The sequence below is a fragment of the Thiocystis violascens DSM 198 genome, from assembly GCF_000227745.2.
Lineage (GTDB): Bacteria > Pseudomonadota > Gammaproteobacteria > Chromatiales > Chromatiaceae > Chromatium > Chromatium violascens.
Map to the genome: position 1 here is coordinate 1,798,618 of NC_018012.1, position 15,490 is coordinate 1,814,107.

Consider the following 15,490-nt stretch of genomic DNA (forward strand, 5'->3'; position numbering starts at 1 on the left):
TCATTGGGGCCGCAGTACGGATTGTCTAACAGTATGCGCTAATGCGTTGATGCGATTGCCCTGGGGGGCAATCTCGTTCACCATAGCCTGCCTTACTACATGTCTACTGCGTAAGAAACAGCTCTATAACTTGGGCGAATTCACGCATTTCATCTTCATTTTTATTGCATAGGTACTCGAATATTCGTTGCTGAGACATAAGCCGTTGGCGAATGATTTCATTGAAAAGTGTCTTCGCGTTTTTGGCTTTTGAATCATCAGTGAGTCGAGGCGAGAAGTCAGGTTGCTGATAATGTGCATACAACGCCTTTTCTACGCTCTCGAATGGAATGCAGTAAGTTAAAGGTCTACGCGCTATTCGGTATTTTTTTTGATCGCCATCCAATATCGCGATAACATTTTCGGCATCCGAGAGAAAGCCATCTCTCGCATTCTGGTCAAGCATTTCGATCACATTTCCGCTTCCGCCAATGTATATTACAATAAAGCTGAAAAATGTGTCTTGACAGTATCTCGATATCGCATACTCGATGAATTCCTTCAAAACGTCATCTTCCGTTAGGATGTATCGATCCCAACCTTTGAAACCGTATAGCAAGCTCTTTACATAATTGTAGGACGCAGGTCGGAGCTGTGTATTATTTCCTACCGTTTCCATGTAATAAAGCTCATTTGGGAGAAGGGTTCTCATCATTGCCAAGGAATGCGTTGTGAAGGTTATTTTTACCCCATATTTGTCGGCTAACTTTCTGAGTTCGGTAACTAGCCGAACCTGCGCAGCAGCGTCAAGAGAAATGTCGATTTCGTCAACGAATATAAATCTGTATCTTGATCGTATTCTCTTGTATAAATTGACAAGAAAATATTCGGCGGAGCTGAAATAGTCTTCGCGGATATACATGCCATTCGGCAGATTTCTGCAGTAGTACGTAGATCGTTTTATGGTCACCTCAACCAAGTCAGAAAACTTCTCGTTACCGTATATGCTGGACAGAAAATTGATCAATTCCGATGGGATAGTGAAACTGCGAAGTATTAAGGCTTTTCGGATATCTAGATCGGCATCGCTGACAGACTTGAAGAAATTAAACCTATCACCAAAGGGAATTGATAATTCGACTGAGACAGCGTGCTTAAATGAGCTAGGTATCACTTGGCGGCAGTTGAGGCTTCGGATGCTATTATCGTAAGAGAACGCGATTCGTATATCGTCAAGATCGTATTCAATCGTGCTGTCTACGTTGAAAATTCCGTCGGCCGCTGTAGTGGTGAAAGTATCGGCGAGTTGGATGTTTCTTATCGCTCTGGCTAGAGTTGTCTTTCCGCATCCATTCTTTCCAGCGATGGCCATGATGCCATGCAGGTCAAGATCTATTGTGACCTGAAGAAACTCGATGTGCTGAATATTCCTCAGCGTGACAATAAGATTCATCAATCGAAAGACCGGTGAAGGAACATGTCTATGACCGTGGCGCCGTACTTGCGTCGTAACTTTTCTAGGTATCTCTGGTCAATTGTATTGATATAGTTTAAGAAGCCAGAGACACGCTTCATGCCTTTGTCAAAATCCAAGCCTGTTTTGTTAAGAAATTTATCTTTGTCTCGGACGTAAAAATATAACAGTGTTTCAGTTTCTCTGCGTATCTTTGAGTCTACGCTAATCTGTCCGTTTGGCAAGATGAGCATTCCGAGTATCTTTACTTTTCCCCCAATGTGAAAGTGGCGACACTTGCGCTCGTTCAATTGCAGTCTCCCAGCGGTAATCACCGATAAAGTTTGTGTGACGTAGTCCTTAATGTCGCTAGGTAGTTCTCGATCTAGTGCTGAGATAATAATATCGTCTGAGTATCTCGTGTATATCGCAGAATTCGAATTACAATAAGCCTGTAATTGGTCGTCAAAGGGGCGAAGGACTGCGTTTGTTATCGTTGGCGAAGTGGGAAATCCCGTGGGCAATGTGTCGCCGACGCAGACCAGATCTAGGATTCTTTCCTTGTAGAAGTCGATGTCAGAAATCGGTACAGAGTCGTAGCCAAACGAGATCGTTTTATTGACCATCTCGCGATTGATATTTGTGAAAAAAGAGCTTATATCGGCTTGGAAAAAGTGCCTACTCTTCGCGTGGGGAATGACTGCGTCATACGTGCTAACGCCTTTTCGGTAGGAAAAGACAACATCTCTGTTGACAGGTAGATGCTCGAAGAGAAATAGGTTAAGGAACGTATGAAACGTCTTAAGTTTCTGATTTGGCTTCAGGATCTCCCTCGTTTTTTCACGATCTAGATATTGAGTTCGCTCATAGTTGCGAGAGATTTCCCCGTTCACGAAATCCTGAAAATCGAATTTGTCGTGATACATCGCTCTAAAGAGCGATTCGAGGGGCATTTTTGGTCCTGAGGTAACAGCATTGGTCATGGCGTATGTCTTTTCCATAGCCTGATGAATGTGCTTCATCCGGCTGTGCGTTCGCTTCTGTAAAGGTAGGTGGTGCCCTTGATCCTTATTTGCGATATGCGTTAAACTCAAAGAATGCTAGCGACTAGGAGCATCTCCAGTCATTCACGCTAGCCTCTACCCGGTGCTGATCTACTTTTGAGTTTGTGCGCCCCTCTGACAATTTGCAGACGGGGCGCACAAATCGTAGACATGCCTCTGCTGTCGGTCTAGTCGATCTGATTACCCCCATCCCCCTCCCATGCTTCACTAAGCATGCATCACCATGCGGGTTTCCAGCGCCGTCGGGGTGCTGATCAGCACCTGCGGCGCTTGTTGGATGATGCCGACGAAGACCTCGCGTTCGGGTTCCCCAAAGGCGATCGCCACCAGCGCCGAGGTATCGATGACGATCACTTGGGAAGCCCCAGGTCGTCCCAAGCCAGGGGATCGAGGGCGTCAGTTCGGTCAGGGATACGGTCGAACTGGGCCAGCAGGCTGGCGGCGGGCGGACGGGCGCTCTCCAGCTCGGAAAGCAGTCGATCAACCGCGCGTTCAACGGCCGCCGTTTTGTTTAAACCCGTCGCTCTGGCGAGCCGCTCGACCTTAACGATAACGGTGGGATTGGCGATCTGGAGGGGCATGGGCAAGTCCTTGGATGTTGAGATCAATGTCGTCGATATTAAACCGCGTCCGGTGCGAGATGCGATGTTTGGGGATTGAGTCGGCCTTGGCAAAATCGACGACTGTTGGCGCTGGCGCGGTTTAAGAGACGATCGTTCGCTCGGAAATGTCCGTTGACCGCGGGAATCGTTCTGATCGGTACGGCTGGCGCTGTTCGGGCCGGTATGCGCGAAGGGCAGGGCGGATCGATCGGATTCATGACTGGCGCCTTCAGACATCTGATCGGATTGAATTCATTCGGGATTCAGGTCAGCGGTCGAGCCGTTTCCCCATCGCCGCAACCCGACTGGCACCAGGTTTGCTCTATCGCTCCCGAGCAGCGACCGCTCATCGGGAGACACCGAATGAATGCCAGCGAGATTACCGCCCTCCAGGACGAACCGGCCTGTGCGCACAACCACAAGAACAAGTCATGCTGCGCGCGGGCGAAGCCGGGTGCGACCCAGGGCGGCTGTGCCTTCGATGGGGCGCGCAATACCCTGGTCCCCATCGCCGATGCCGCGCATCTGGTGCATGGGCCGATCGGCTGCGCCGGCTCATCCTGGGACAATCGCGGTTCGCGCTCCAGCGGCGCCCGTCTCTTCCGGGTCGGCATGACCACCGATCTCTCGGAGCTGGATGTCATCCTGGGGCGCGGCGAGAAGCGGCTCTTCTTCGCCATCCGTCAGGCGATCGAAACCCATCGTCCGGCGGCGGTCTTCGTCTATTACGGCAACAAGAATCTCGGCAACCGCATCGCCGGGGATGTCCTGCTCAAGCACGTCATCGGCACCCGCGAGCCCGATCCGGCGGGCGCCGGTGTCCGCCCGGCGTCCCGGTCTCCGCATTCACGACATCATTCTCAAAAGTTAGAGCCTCCACGAAAACCGGGGCGGTCATATCGCGGTATGATTATGCAACGCTGGTTTTTTCGTGGTCGTGGCGCATCCTGTTCATGCCGAATTTCGCGCAGCGAGTCCTAAAGAAGCTAGAAGACGCCGGCATGAAAATCTCGGGGGCGGATCGATTCGTGATTGGGGCATCGCAAATGCTTATTGCCGTATCGGATGAACAGCTGACATTCGAGGACTTCAGGAACCGATTGGAATGCCTGCGTTTACGGTTGGCCACTCGCTTTTGATGCGCGCGGCAAATACTCGATCCGCCCACCCCTGCATCCTTTTCGCCCTGCTTCGTCTTTATTCCCAATCAAGCCACCGATTTTTCTACTCATGACCCAAACCACGACCACCGACGAACTCCGCCTCGCCCCCTGGCTGGCGGGCCTGCCCATCGCCGCCGCCCTCTGGGTGCTGACCTACGCCCATCTCACCGAACTCGCCGATCTGGCGATCAGCCTGTTCGGTCTGACCCGCGCGACCCATCTCGGCGAGGCGGTGCATTTCTTTCTCTACGACACGCCCAAGGTGCTGCTCCTGCTGACCGGCATCGTCTTTATCATGGGCGTGATCCAGACCTTCTTCGCCCCGGAGCGCACCCGCGCCCTGCTCGCCGGACGACGGCTCGGGGTCGGGAATGCCATGGCCGCCTCGCTCGGCATCGTCACGCCCTTCTGCTCCTGCTCGGCGGTGCCGCTGTTCATCGGCTTCCTCTCCGCCGGGGTGCCGCTCGGCATCACCTTCTCCTTCCTGATCGCCGCGCCCATGGTCAACGAGGTGGCGTTGGCGCTGCTGTTGGGGCTGTTCGGCTGGAAGGTGGCGCTGCTCTATCTGGGGATGGGGCTGCTGATCGCCATCGTCGCCGGACTGATCATCGGCGAGCTGAAGATGGAGCGGCATCTGGAGGATTGGGTGCGTGCCATCCAGGCGGGCGAAGCGATGGCCGCGTCTGGGGGCGATCTCGCCTGGCCGAAGCGTCTCCATGCCGGGCTCAAGCATGTGCGCGAGATCGTCGGGCGGGTCTGGCCCTATGTGTTGGTCGGCATCGGGCTAGGGGCGCTGATCCACGGCTATGTGCCGGAGGATTTCATGGCCGCCTTCATGGGCCGCGATGTCTGGTGGGCGGTGCCGGCGGCGGTGGTGCTGGGGGTTCCCATGTATACCAATGCCGCCGGTATCATCCCGATCGTCGAGGCGCTGATCGGCAAGGGCGCGGCGCTCGGCACCACGCTCGCCTTCATGATGAGCGTCATCGCGCTCTCGGCCCCAGAGATGCTGATCCTGCGCAAGGTGCTCAAATGGCCGCTGATCGCAACCTTCATCGGCGTGGTCGCCACCGGTATCCTGCTGGTCGGCTATGTCTTCAATCTGGTTCTCTAAACCGCGCGCAGCGCGAGATGCTGAGTGTCGCGCGAATTCGACCTTTGACGCATCCACGGCCCCTGACGGAGACGCGGTTTAAGTTTTTATGTTTTTTAATAGTTTAAACCGCGCTCGCTCCGACCATCGTCGTTGCGGCCAAGATCGATCCAATCCAAAAACATCACAATACCGCGCCGGGCGCGGTTTAAAACGGAGTCCATTCCCATGAAAAACATCAAGATCCTCGGCACCGGCTGCCGCAACTGTCAGACCACCCTGAGCCTGGTCGAGGAGGTCGCCCGCGCCCAGGGCGTCGAGATCGAACTGGAGAAGGTGGATCAGATCCAGGACATCATGCAGTACCGCATCATGGCCACACCGGGGGTGGTGATCGACGGCGAGGTGGTGCACTCGGGCGGCGTGCCGGATCGCAAGACGGTGGAGGGATGGTTCGCGGCGGCGCAATAAGGCGTTTTCCGGAAAAACGCAGACCCATCAAGAGGCCGTCAATGGACAGGATGTCTCAAGATGAACTGGGTTTGACCATGACATCCGCTGCGGCAGACGTTTGGCGCCTGAAAAACAGTCATCAAAAATTCATCATATACGCAATATTGCATATGATAGGATTTCCGGAAAGAAGTCAGCCACGTCATCAAAACCCTTGCGATGCTCCGCCATGCTCGATCCCCAAGCCTTCTTCGAGGCCCTTGCCGACCCCATCCGCCGCCGCATCCTGACGATGCTGCTGGAACACGACGAGTTGTGCGTCTGCGATCTGCACAGCGCGCTGGATGCCCCGCAGCCCAAAATTTCGCGGCATCTGGCGGTTCTGCGCGGCGCGGAATTGGTACTGGCCCGGCGCGACGGGGTCTGGATGCGTTATCGGCTGCATCCGCAACTCCCGGCCTGGGCACTGCGCATCCTGATGCACATGAAGGACGGACTGGGAACCGAGACGATCACGCCCGCGCCCGCGCCTTCCGTCTGCGCGCCCTGTGAAACCTGATCCCAACCGGCCCGATTCCCCATCAAGCGAGATCGCTCATGAGCACAGCCACCAAGACCGTCCTGGTTCTTTGCACCGGCAATTCATGCCGCTCGCAGATGGCCGAGATCCTTCTAAATCACGACCTGGCCGGCCGGGTGCGCGCCCTGTCGGCCGGCACCCAGCCGCAGCCCAAGGTGGCGGATGGCGCGATCGCGGCGCTGCAAGCGATCGGCCTGCCGACCGCGGGGCTCCGCCCCAAGGACATCGACGCGGTCATCGACGAGCCGATCGACCTGGTGGTCACCGTCTGCGACAACGCCAAGGAGGTCTGCCCGATCTTTCCGCGCCCGGTGACACAGATCCACCTGCCCTTCCATGACCCCCACGGCGAACCGCTGGCGTCCTTCATCGCGGTACGCGACGAGATCCGCGCGCGGCTGGTTCCGGCCGTCGCCAAGGCGCTGGGTCTCGACTCGACCGCATCGGAGTAGCCCATGTCCGTACAATGCGAAATCACTCTCAAACAGGCCGCAGGCGCTCCCATGAGCATCTTCGAGCGCTGGCTGACCCTCTGGGTCGCGCTCTGCATCCTGGTCGGTATCGGGCTAGGTCAGTTTCTGCCCGCTCCCTTCCAGTTTCTGGGCAAGTTGGAGGTGGCCCAGGTCAATCTGCCAGTGGGCTTGCTCATCTGGGTGATGATCATCCCAATGCTGATCAAGATCGACTTCGGCGCCCTGCATCAGGTGCGCGATCACTGGAAGGGCATCGGCGTCACCCTGTTCGTCAACTGGGCGGTCAAGCCCTTCTCGATGGCGCTGTTGGCCTGGCTGTTCATCCGCGGACTCTTCGCCGACTGGCTGCCGGCCGAGCAGCTCGACTCCTACGTCGCCGGGTTGATCCTGCTCGCCGCCGCGCCCTGCACCGCCATGGTCTTCGTCTGGAGTCGGCTGACCGGGGGCGATCCCTATTTCACCCTGTCGCAGGTCGCGCTCAACGACACCATTATGATCGTCGCCTTCGCGCCGATCGTGGGGCTGCTGCTGGGGCTATCCGCGATCGTCGTGCCCTGGGACACGCTCCTGATCTCGGTCGCGCTCTATATCGTCATCCCGGTCATCGTCGCCCAGATCTGGCGCAAGCGGCTGCTCGCCCAGGGCCAGGCGCGCTTCGACGCCACCCTCGACACCCTGGGTCACGCCTCCATCGTCGCCCTGCTGCTGACCCTGGTGCTGCTGTTCGCCTTCCAGGGCGAGCAGATCCTCGCGCAACCGCTGATCATCGCCCTGCTGGCGGTGCCGATTCTGATCCAGGTCTTCTTCAACTCGTCGCTGGCCTATTGGCTGAACCGCAAGGTCGGCGAGAAACACAACGTCGCCTGCCCCTCCGCGCTGATCGGGGCCAGCAACTTCTTCGAGCTGGCGGTGGCGGCGGCCATCGCGCTGTTCGGCTTCCAGTCCGGCGCGGCGCTCGCGACCGTGGTCGGGGTGCTGATCGAGGTGCCGGTGATGCTGCTGGTGGTGCGGGTGGTCAATCGGAGCAAGGGCTGGTACGAGGCCGGGATTCCGGTCGCGCAGAGAAGCGCCCTTGAAAACGCTTGATATCCATGGTCAGTCCTCGCGCGAGCGCGCCCCGCTCCACCCCAGCGCCAGCGGATCGTCGGGGTTGACATGCGCCATGAAGCGCAGCCGGCGGTCATTGTTGGTGACCCGGTAGACCAACCCCATCCAATTCCCAACCACGCCTTGCGCGGTATCGTGCCAGGTGTTGTTCAGCCGGGCGACGATCCGGTCTTCCGGAAAGCCGGGTAACTCGCGTCCCTGATCCAGGGCCTCCAGAATCTGCCCGCGATGCTCTTCCAGAATGGCGCGCGATTGCAGACTGAAATAATGGTCCGGGAAAGGCGGATAGTCGACCCGCGCGCCGGCGGCAAAACGCTTGACCTCGCGCTTGTACTCCTTCAGCAAGGAGATCATGTCGTACTCGGGGTGCCCTTGGAAGAAAATCTGCCGGAAGCCGTCCGGGCTGACAGCCAGATGCACGCCGGCGTCGTCGCTCTCGGTGAGCACGTGCAGCCCGGCGGCAGCGAACTGCGCGCGGCTGATGTCATTGAAGCGCGAATGCGGCACATCGAAGCGCGTATTGACATCGCTCACCAGCGGATGCGTCCGCTCCACCACCCGGTGCGCATAAACCCCCCAACACTTCGCCGGCAGAGGCTGGCGCGCCTGACGGTAGCGAAACTGCATCACGGCATGGGTCGCCAGGCAGGAGCAAAGCGTCGAGCACACATTCTCATAGGCCCAGTCGACCACCTCGATCAGCGGTTCCCAGAAGGGTTCCCTGGACAGATCCGAGCCGGTGACATTGGCGCCGGTGACGATCAGCGCATCCAGCCCTTCCTCGCGAATCTTCTCGAACGGCTCGTAATAGCGCTGGATATATGCTTGGGTCTCGGAACCGCGCGCCAGTGCGTCCAGGGTGAAGGGATGCACGTAAAACTGCGCGATCGGATTGCTCTGACCCACCAGTCGGAAAAACTGCCGCTCGGTCGCGGCCAGGGCCGCATCGGGCATCATGTTAAGCAGACCGATATGCAGCTCGCGGATATCCTGCTGAAGCGCGCGGTCCGGGTCGAGAATCTGTTGACCCTCTTCGCGCAGACGGGCGAAGGTGGGCAGGTCGTTATGGGCAACGATTGGCATGGGGAATGGCGTTCCTTGGAGGGTTTCCAGGAAAGAGTTTAGCGATTTTCCGTTCGTCCCGAAGCCGTTCGTGGTTCGAGTGCCTCACCACGAACGGCTTCGGGACAAACTGCTTCGGGACGAACGGCGTCAGACGAGGAGAATGGCATGAGCTATTCCCAGGAAATCGCCTTAAATCTCCGCGCGAGGCGTATCGGGTGTCGCCTGGCTCTCGGAGTGCGCGATCGCCGACTCGATCAGCAGCAGAAAATCCTGCTCGTCGCGCACCCCCGCGACATCCACCGAGGAGACCGTATAGCCATGGGGCCGGGCGATCGCCTCGTAACGCGGCACCCGCGAGTGGAACAGGCGCGGAAAGACCCAGCGCGTGAAGGCGTCGGGTTCGATTTCGGCGACATAGTCCAGCGCATGTTCGGCCAGATAATCCTTGAGCGCGGCGCGCAAAAAATCGGGCCGATAATAGAGCGGCTTGGGATCGGCCTGGGCACGCTGAATCAGCTTGATTTCGTCCGCCTCCGGCACGCGGATATAGAAAATCAGGCTGTGCCGGGCAAGCAGATCGATGACACGCGGTTCGTCGAGTTCGCACAGACTGCCGCCGACATCGTTCACCAGATGCGGATAGCTGTAGATCTCGCGCGCCTTGCGCACGAAATCCGGCACATCGAGCATGGCCGCGATCTCGGCCTCGCGATAGAGCGCCTGACGCCGGCTGAATTCCGCCAGCGGCAGACCGCCCAGTTCGGGATTGCCGAGCTTGCCGATGAAGCTCAGGACCGGCCCCAGATCGTGAATCTTGATGATGTTGCGGATGGTGATCCAGTCGCGGCGCAGCAGATCGCGCAGGAAGGGATCGCGCATCGCCCGCGCCTTGATCAGATCCAGGATCGGCTCGTCCAGGTAACGGGTGCCGATGCGATAGTCGCCCGAATAATGGAACCAGTCGCTGTTGCGCAGCATCGCCGAGAGATAGGTCTTGCCGACCCCGGACATGCCGAGCAGGGTCACGCATTTATGCTTCCAGGCGCGGAATTCGTCGACCGTGAACTTCAAGGATTAAGACTCCAGCAAAGGGCGAGACGTCAGTCGTCGAGGGTTTCGATGGTAATGCAGTGCGCGCACCGCTGACTAGCGGCCCGTTAAACGCGCGGCGGGACCGACCGATGAAAAACGAGGCTCGTCCGCCAAGGCGGGTCGGGGATCCGCAGACGCGTGCGGCTGGCATGAGGAACCTCGAACAGGAAGAAGGCGTCCTCGGACATCCGCAGCACCTCGGCCGCCAGGATCCGGATGACCCCGCCATGCGTGACGAGCAGGCTGTGCGGATCGGTCTCGCTCCGCAGAGCGCGCCAGCCGTCCAGGACGCGCGCTCGAAACGCCGTGAAGGTCTCGGCGTCCGGCGGCGTGTAGCCGACCGGATCGGACCAGAAGTCATGGAGCGCATCGGCCGGAATCTGGTCTGCGGCGAGCCCTTCCCAGGCGCCGAATCCGCGCTCCCGGAACGCCGAACGCGCCTCGATCGGCAGCCCCAAGCCGTCGGCCAGCTCGCGCGCGAACTCGATGCAGCGACGCGACGGCGAGCTGAGGATGCGCGTCCAGCCGGCGAGATCCGCCGTGGCAAGCCGCATCTGCTCCCAGCCGAGCGGACTCAGCGGATCGTCCTGATCGCCGCGAAAACGCGTGCCGCCCTGGACCTCGCCATGGCGCAATAGATCCAGGAGACGCTCGGCCACGATCTCAGGCCTCGCTCACCCCGGCCTCCGCGAAGGTGGCCATCCGCTGGTGGACGACGCAGGCGAGCCGCAGCAGGGGAACCAGGGTCTCCGCCCCGGTCGCCTCGCCGAGCCGCAGCCCCAGGTCGAGATAGGGATCGGCGCCCAGCGCCTCCATCATGTGGCGGTGACCCGGCTCGGCCGAGCGGTGCGCGAAGAGCATCCAGTCGCGTACACAGGGGTTGAGTCGCACGGCGACAAGCGCGGCCGAACTCATGATGAAGCCGTCCACCAGGATTGGCAGCCCCCGCTGGGCGGCGGCGATATAGGCGCCGGCACTGGCCGCGATATCAAAACCGCCAAGCCGGCGCAGCAGTTCGAGCGTTGCGCGGCCGGGCGCGGCATGGAGCGTCAGGGCCTTGGCAACCACGGCCGCCTTGCGCGAGACGCCGCCGGCATCGAGTCCGGTCCCAGGGCCGGCGAGCGCGGCAGGCTCCAGACCCAGCAGTGCGCAGGCGAGCGCGGTGGCTGGGGTGGTGTTGCCGATGCCCATCTCGCCGCAGATGAGGAGTCTGGCCCCGTTGGCGAGCGCGCGTTCGACCGCGGCGCGCCCGAGAGCGAGCGCCGCCGCGAGTTGTTCCTCGGTCATCGCCGGTTCACGCGCGATGTTTCCGCTGCCCGCCCCGAGACGCTCCGACCGCACCCCCTCGATCGGACCGGGGTCGGTCACGACCCCCAGGTCGAAGATCTCCATCCGGGCACCGACCGCCTCCGCCATCACCGAGACGGCCGCACCGCCGCGGGCGATGTTGTGGAGCATCTGGACGCTGACCACCTGCGGAAAAAGCGAGATGCCCTCCGCGGCCACGCCATGATCCGAGACGAACTGGAGGATCTGGACCGGGTCGGGCGAGGGCGTCGCGGTTCCCTGCATCCCGCAGAGCCGGATGGCCATCTCCTCCAGACGCCCGAGCGACCCTCTGGGCTTGGTGAGCTGATCCTGGCGTTGACGCGCCGCTTCGGCGGCCGCCGTATCGATCGACATACATGGATCCTTGATCCAGTCAAGACCCGTGCTCATGACGTCACCCTCATCGGATCGTTGGACAGGAGCGAAAGACGACTCGGCCGGGTGACGCCGTTCGCTGCGGCGTCCCCTGACGCCTTCTCACCTCCCGGGGAACGGGAGCTTTCGCGCGCCCGCGGCGCTTCTATCACGGCAAGATGATCATTCATTGGATCGTCGACGATGTAAGTGGAAAGCGAAAAGATGGCTCGGTTGGACCGATCCGCGCGGAAAAGCATCTGATAATGGGATGCCAGGGTCATAGGATATCAATTGATACCGCATCCTCCCGCATCCCGGTCGCTGGCACGAAGCTGCAGGAGAAGACGGGCGCGCCCATCCAAGGCATCCGATAATTGCATGGATATCATTTCCTCGATATCGGAATCATTTTCCGCTCTCGAACGACATGCCTGTTCGTGGATGCATTTTTCTCCATTCAATGCAATCCAGGCGGCGCGAAAACCGTATAGCCAGGCGCCTTGAGCGATCATATCGTTCAACGGAGGAAAGCATTCGTCGCTTCTATTACCCTTGCAGACATCCCAGCCCGCATCGAACCAAAAATCGAATAATGCATCGAAATGGTCCATTTCATTCGGCCTTGAGATGAATTCGGGTTCCATACGTCTTCCACCCATTGCAAGGTTTGCGCGCGGATCCGTGAGTGGTGAAGGACAGAAGCTCTCCGCTTACCGAATCTGGGGCAAGTAGCTCACTCGCCAGCCATTAGTTCTACTTTGTTACTTTAATTCAAACGCATTGACTATCCCGTCGCGGTCAGCTTGTAATAACGCTCGATATCCTTGCGCCTTTGCTCATGCCTGACCCGCATTTGCTGGATTCTTTTTTCGACCGCATCCGGATCGTTGAGTAGTAAAGCGATGATGAGAAGCCGAAGATCACGGCAACTCACCAATGGATAATCGGTTTTGTGCAAAAGACGCTCTTTAACAATAAAGGACAGCGACAACATCACCAGCGCCATATGGTGGTGCCAGGCATTCCATTTTCTGACTTGATAATCTGACATTCCTAATTCGCTTTTGGCTTCTTGAAATGCCCGTTCAACCCAATAGCGCTGTGCTTGCATGTAAGCCAGCCTTTCGATCGGGGTGCTCCGATAATCGACATTACTGAGTGAGTATTTGATCTTGTTGTCCGCGTGATTTCGGCTGATGACCAATACCCGCTCGGTCACGCGCTCCGACTTGCCATCCCAAACCCACACGGGAGCGGTATGAACGGACAGCGTGATCGGCCCTTTGGCCCCATTGCGAACGGCCATCGTGCGCCATTGGAAAGGATAAAGATGGTCGGCATACCATCTCACTTGCGTGGGGTCGCGATCAGCTTGAAGTTTGGTTGGCTTTCGTCCTCGCCCAGCGGATTCCGGAACCGATAGAATGGGTTTGAGGGGATAGATCATCTGATCGCAATGAACATCAAGCAGAAAATTTAACCCTATGTTATCTAAAGAAACACCAAGCTCTAACCCGTGTCCGTACAGGCCATCACCGCCCACCCAACCAATGTCTACGCCCGCCGCCAGATCGGATTGAATCATCTCCAGTGCGAGTTCGATCTTCGTTTTAAACTGACGTGCCTCTTCAGGAATACCCGCTTGGTCACATCGCTTTAAATCAGCGGTCCAGGACGTTGGAAGGAACAACCGCTCATTAATTAACGTGCTCTGTGATTCCCAAACTAAGCTGGCATAAACGCCCACCTGGCAATTCTCAACCTTACCAATGACACCGGCATATTGCCGCGCGACGCCAACGGAATACTTGCCTTTCTTGAGATGCGCTGACTCATCAATGATGTAGCCGACATCCCGACCGCGATAATTCGGCTGATTCGCATACAGACTTGAGGTGTCTTGGGCGATCGCACCGATGAGGTTTCCCGCCGACCACGGTGAATCTGTGATGAACTGTTGGATCCGTTGATAACCATCACCACCGGACACATCAATTTCTTCGTTGATGCGTTCGAGATTCCGTTTTCCGGCTTCAGTTTTGAGAAGACCCATGATGTAAGCTCGACTCAGTTCATGACCATCAGCTGTTTCGTTTTGAAAAAATTCGTGATAATCCTCCAGATGAGCGGAGAGGTTACCAACCATGTTTTTTAACATCGCATCGGTTTCGCTACCAATCGCGTTAGCCATGATCTGCCATTTCCAAATAAAATTTTCCCTGAAAATAATATTTGAAAATCATAAGCTTATGTCAAGCTAACAAAGTAGAATTAGGCTGGAGCAAATCGGCCCGGAATGGAATCTCCGCGGGAAAGGCGACAAGCCCAATCCACAGCGAGGTTCCGGAACAGGTCCGCGAGAGACATCCCAGGGATCAATGCGGGAAAGAAAGGGGCTTTGCAAGAGTGACAAGGCTCACATCCAGGGGATCACCCGCCCCAATTCGTGGTTGGAATCTGTATGGCAGGTCTCCTGACTCACGCGTCAACAGCTTCGTCAACCTTCCCAGGCATCGATCACTCGAACGGATCGAACCCAGTGGTCTATTGACGTGCCTATGCGTTTACAGTTGCGGGGACAGTCACGGAATTAGTCGAGATGTCTCGTACCTCACCGTGTTCCCTTTTAATCCCGAGTCAGAATGACGACCCCAGGAACCATAACTGGATTGATGTTAATCCGAACGATCATCCCATGTAAAGCGATCCTGATCACCATGGCATCGGGAATCGATAAGAGGCGATCACCAATCCGAGGACCATCGCGAATAGACAGCAGAGGGCAATCAAGGTCAACGCGCGCCGCAAATCCTCGGCCCCGAGATCGGCTGGCCAGTTTGGATCGCCCATGAAGACCTCGCGATTGATCAACTGGCCATCGCGCCAGACCGGACCCAGCAGTCGGACCCGCAGCGCGCCCGCGCAGGCGGCCTCGCTCCAGCCTGAATTGGGACTCGGGAGCAACCGGCGATAGCGCCAGGGCGAGCGGAGGGCGAGCCAGGGGTGCAGACGCAGGAGGGCGGCCGCGGTCGCGATCAGCAAGACCGAAAGCCGCGCCGGCAGCCAATGCACCAGATCGTCGCTACGCGCGCCCGCCCAGCCGAAACGCTCGTAGCGCGAGGTCCGGTAGCCGACCATGGAGTCCAGCGTCGAAACCACCTTGACCAGAATCAGCCCCGGAAGTCCGAACAGACAGAGCGCCCAGAGTGGTGTCAGCACCGCGTCGGTCAGATTCTCCGACAGGCTTTCGATGGTGGCGCGGACGATCCCGTCGCGTTTTAGCGGCTCGGTATCCCGTCCGACCAGCATCTTCATGTGCTCGCGCGCGGCCGGAAGATCCTCAAGGTCTCTCAGGACACGCCAACCCTGCTCCACCAGTCCACGCAGGCACAGCAGGCTATAGGCGATGTAAAGATCCCAAAGGAACGCCAGCCAGGGGTGGACAAGGCCAAGCCCAGCGCGGATCCCAAACCAGACGCCCAGCGCGCACGCCACCGTCAGCAACCAGTGCAGCACGCCGCCCAGCCGCCCGTTGAGCCCAACGGCGAAGAACAGGCGCTCGCCGGCCAGGATCAGGTCTCCGACCAGGCGGATGGGGTGCCAGCGATAGACCGGATCGCCCAGGGCGACGTCGAGCAGGCAGGCGGCGAGGATGAGCGCCAGGTGCTCGGTCATGACCA

17 protein-coding genes and 1 riboswitch are annotated in these 15,490 nt (G+C 58.3%); of the genes, 6 read left to right on the top strand and 11 right to left on the bottom strand.

Annotated features, from left to right (window positions below; all coding sequences use genetic code 11):
- Window positions 1-103: 103 nt before the first annotated feature.
- The 4 genes from THIVI_RS08010 to THIVI_RS08025 all read right to left on the bottom strand — a co-directional run bounded on the left by THIVI_RS08010 (window position 104) and on the right by THIVI_RS08025 (window position 3,077).
- The gene (locus THIVI_RS08010; protein WP_014778097.1) at window positions 104-1,432 is read right to left on the bottom strand and encodes an OLD family protein; all 1,329 of its coding nucleotides are present in this window, start codon (window positions 1,430-1,432) and stop codon (window positions 104-106) included.
- Window positions 1,432-2,415: a reverse transcriptase family protein gene (locus THIVI_RS08015; RefSeq protein ID WP_157174406.1), complete on the bottom strand. Its 984-nt coding sequence runs from the start codon at window positions 2,413-2,415 to the stop codon at window positions 1,432-1,434. Before THIVI_RS08015 ends, THIVI_RS08010 begins: the two co-directional genes overlap by 1 nt.
- Before the next feature lie 288 nt (window positions 2,416-2,703).
- A complete protein-coding gene (locus tag THIVI_RS23530; protein ID WP_041447424.1) occupies window positions 2,704-2,850 on the bottom strand; it encodes a type II toxin-antitoxin system VapC family toxin in 147 nt (48 codons plus the stop codon).
- Window positions 2,847-3,077: a type II toxin-antitoxin system VapB family antitoxin gene (locus THIVI_RS08025; RefSeq protein ID WP_014778099.1), complete on the bottom strand. Its 231-nt coding sequence runs from the start codon at window positions 3,075-3,077 to the stop codon at window positions 2,847-2,849. Before THIVI_RS08025 ends, THIVI_RS23530 begins: the two co-directional genes overlap by 4 nt.
- Window positions 3,078-3,461: 384 nt before the next feature.
- Here THIVI_RS08025 and THIVI_RS08030 point away from each other — a divergent pair, with 384 nt between their 5' ends.
- The 6 genes from THIVI_RS08030 to arsB all read left to right on the top strand — a co-directional run bounded on the left by THIVI_RS08030 (window position 3,462) and on the right by arsB (window position 7,946).
- Window positions 3,462-4,079: a nitrogenase component 1 gene (locus THIVI_RS08030; RefSeq protein ID WP_052314992.1), complete on the top strand. Its 618-nt coding sequence runs from the start codon at window positions 3,462-3,464 to the stop codon at window positions 4,077-4,079.
- Window positions 4,080-4,328: 249 nt separating this feature from the next.
- Complete coding sequence (locus THIVI_RS08040; protein ID WP_014778100.1) at window positions 4,329-5,375, top strand: permease; 1,047 nt, start codon at window positions 4,329-4,331, stop codon at window positions 5,373-5,375.
- Window positions 5,376-5,582: 207 nt separating this feature from the next.
- Complete coding sequence (locus THIVI_RS08045) at window positions 5,583-5,825, top strand: thioredoxin family protein (RefSeq protein WP_014778101.1); 243 nt, start codon at window positions 5,583-5,585, stop codon at window positions 5,823-5,825.
- 211 nt (window positions 5,826-6,036) lie between these two features.
- Complete coding sequence (locus tag THIVI_RS08050; protein ID WP_014778102.1) at window positions 6,037-6,366, top strand: metalloregulator ArsR/SmtB family transcription factor; 330 nt, start codon at window positions 6,037-6,039, stop codon at window positions 6,364-6,366.
- A 38-nt stretch (window positions 6,367-6,404) separates the two neighbouring features.
- Window positions 6,405-6,839 carry an arsenate reductase ArsC gene (locus THIVI_RS08055; RefSeq protein ID WP_014778103.1) on the top strand — a complete coding sequence of 145 codons (435 nt, stop codon included), beginning with the start codon at window positions 6,405-6,407 and terminating at the stop codon, window positions 6,837-6,839.
- 3 nt (window positions 6,840-6,842) lie between these two features.
- Window positions 6,843-7,946, top strand: a complete 1,104-nt coding sequence (gene arsB, locus THIVI_RS08060; RefSeq protein ID WP_014778104.1) for an ACR3 family arsenite efflux transporter — start codon at window positions 6,843-6,845, stop codon at window positions 7,944-7,946.
- Between the two features lie 9 nt (window positions 7,947-7,955).
- Here the strand turns inward: arsB and metA are convergent, their stop codons facing one another.
- The 7 genes from metA to cbiB all read right to left on the bottom strand — a co-directional run bounded on the left by metA (window position 7,956) and on the right by cbiB (window position 15,485).
- Window positions 7,956-9,050, bottom strand: coding sequence for a homoserine O-succinyltransferase MetA (gene metA / locus THIVI_RS08065; protein WP_014778105.1), 1,095 nt, complete (start codon window positions 9,048-9,050; stop codon window positions 7,956-7,958).
- A 171-nt stretch (window positions 9,051-9,221) separates the two neighbouring features.
- Window positions 9,222-10,103 (bottom strand): hypothetical protein, encoded by an 882-nt coding sequence (locus tag THIVI_RS08070; RefSeq protein WP_014778106.1) that lies wholly within the window; start codon window positions 10,101-10,103, stop codon window positions 9,222-9,224.
- Window positions 10,104-10,189: 86 nt separating this feature from the next.
- The gene (locus tag THIVI_RS08075) at window positions 10,190-10,783 is read right to left on the bottom strand and encodes a histidine phosphatase family protein (RefSeq protein ID WP_014778107.1); all 594 of its coding nucleotides are present in this window, start codon (window positions 10,781-10,783) and stop codon (window positions 10,190-10,192) included.
- Window positions 10,784-10,787: 4 nt separating this feature from the next.
- The gene (cobT, locus tag THIVI_RS08080; RefSeq protein ID WP_014778108.1) at window positions 10,788-11,843 is read right to left on the bottom strand and encodes a nicotinate-nucleotide--dimethylbenzimidazole phosphoribosyltransferase; all 1,056 of its coding nucleotides are present in this window, start codon (window positions 11,841-11,843) and stop codon (window positions 10,788-10,790) included.
- Window positions 11,844-12,097: 254 nt separating this feature from the next.
- Window positions 12,098-12,454, bottom strand: coding sequence for a hypothetical protein (locus THIVI_RS08085; protein ID WP_041446898.1), 357 nt, complete (start codon window positions 12,452-12,454; stop codon window positions 12,098-12,100).
- Between the two features lie 140 nt (window positions 12,455-12,594).
- Complete coding sequence (locus THIVI_RS22680; protein WP_014776674.1) at window positions 12,595-14,001, bottom strand: IS701 family transposase; 1,407 nt, start codon at window positions 13,999-14,001, stop codon at window positions 12,595-12,597.
- A gap of 255 nt (window positions 14,002-14,256) precedes the next feature.
- A riboswitch (cobalamin riboswitch) is annotated at window positions 14,257-14,488 on the bottom strand.
- Between the two features lie 34 nt (window positions 14,489-14,522).
- Window positions 14,523-15,485: an adenosylcobinamide-phosphate synthase CbiB gene (gene cbiB / locus THIVI_RS08095; protein ID WP_014778110.1), complete on the bottom strand. Its 963-nt coding sequence runs from the start codon at window positions 15,483-15,485 to the stop codon at window positions 14,523-14,525.
- Between the last annotated feature and the right edge of the window lie 5 nt (window positions 15,486-15,490).

Bases quoted from the DNA above. Each gene is read 5' to 3' on its own strand.
- THIVI_RS08085 (WP_041446898.1), bottom strand. From the start codon at position 12,454: ATGGAACCCGAATTCATCTCAAGGCCGAATGAAATGGACCATTTCGAT.
- metA (WP_014778105.1), bottom strand. From the start codon at position 9,050: ATGCCAATCGTTGCCCATAACGACCTGCCCACCTTCGCCCGTCTGCGC.
- THIVI_RS08045 (WP_014778101.1), top strand. From the start codon at position 5,583: ATGAAAAACATCAAGATCCTCGGCACCGGCTGCCGCAACTGTCAGACC.
- THIVI_RS08015 (WP_157174406.1), bottom strand. From the start codon at position 2,415: ATGACCAATGCTGTTACCTCAGGACCAAAAATGCCCCTCGAATCGCTC.
- THIVI_RS08050 (WP_014778102.1), top strand. From the start codon at position 6,037: ATGCTCGATCCCCAAGCCTTCTTCGAGGCCCTTGCCGACCCCATCCGC.
- THIVI_RS08010 (WP_014778097.1), bottom strand. From the start codon at position 1,432: ATGAATCTTATTGTCACGCTGAGGAATATTCAGCACATCGAGTTTCTT.
- cbiB (WP_014778110.1), bottom strand. From the start codon at position 15,485: ATGACCGAGCACCTGGCGCTCATCCTCGCCGCCTGCCTGCTCGACGTC.
- THIVI_RS08055 (WP_014778103.1), top strand. From the start codon at position 6,405: ATGAGCACAGCCACCAAGACCGTCCTGGTTCTTTGCACCGGCAATTCA.
- THIVI_RS08030 (WP_052314992.1), top strand. From the start codon at position 3,462: ATGAATGCCAGCGAGATTACCGCCCTCCAGGACGAACCGGCCTGTGCG.
- THIVI_RS08025 (WP_014778099.1), bottom strand. From the start codon at position 3,077: ATGCCCCTCCAGATCGCCAATCCCACCGTTATCGTTAAGGTCGAGCGG.
- arsB (WP_014778104.1), top strand. From the start codon at position 6,843: ATGTCCGTACAATGCGAAATCACTCTCAAACAGGCCGCAGGCGCTCCC.
- cobT (WP_014778108.1), bottom strand. From the start codon at position 11,843: ATGAGCACGGGTCTTGACTGGATCAAGGATCCATGTATGTCGATCGAT.
- THIVI_RS08040 (WP_014778100.1), top strand. From the start codon at position 4,329: ATGACCCAAACCACGACCACCGACGAACTCCGCCTCGCCCCCTGGCTG.
- THIVI_RS22680 (WP_014776674.1), bottom strand. From the start codon at position 14,001: ATGGCTAACGCGATTGGTAGCGAAACCGATGCGATGTTAAAAAACATG.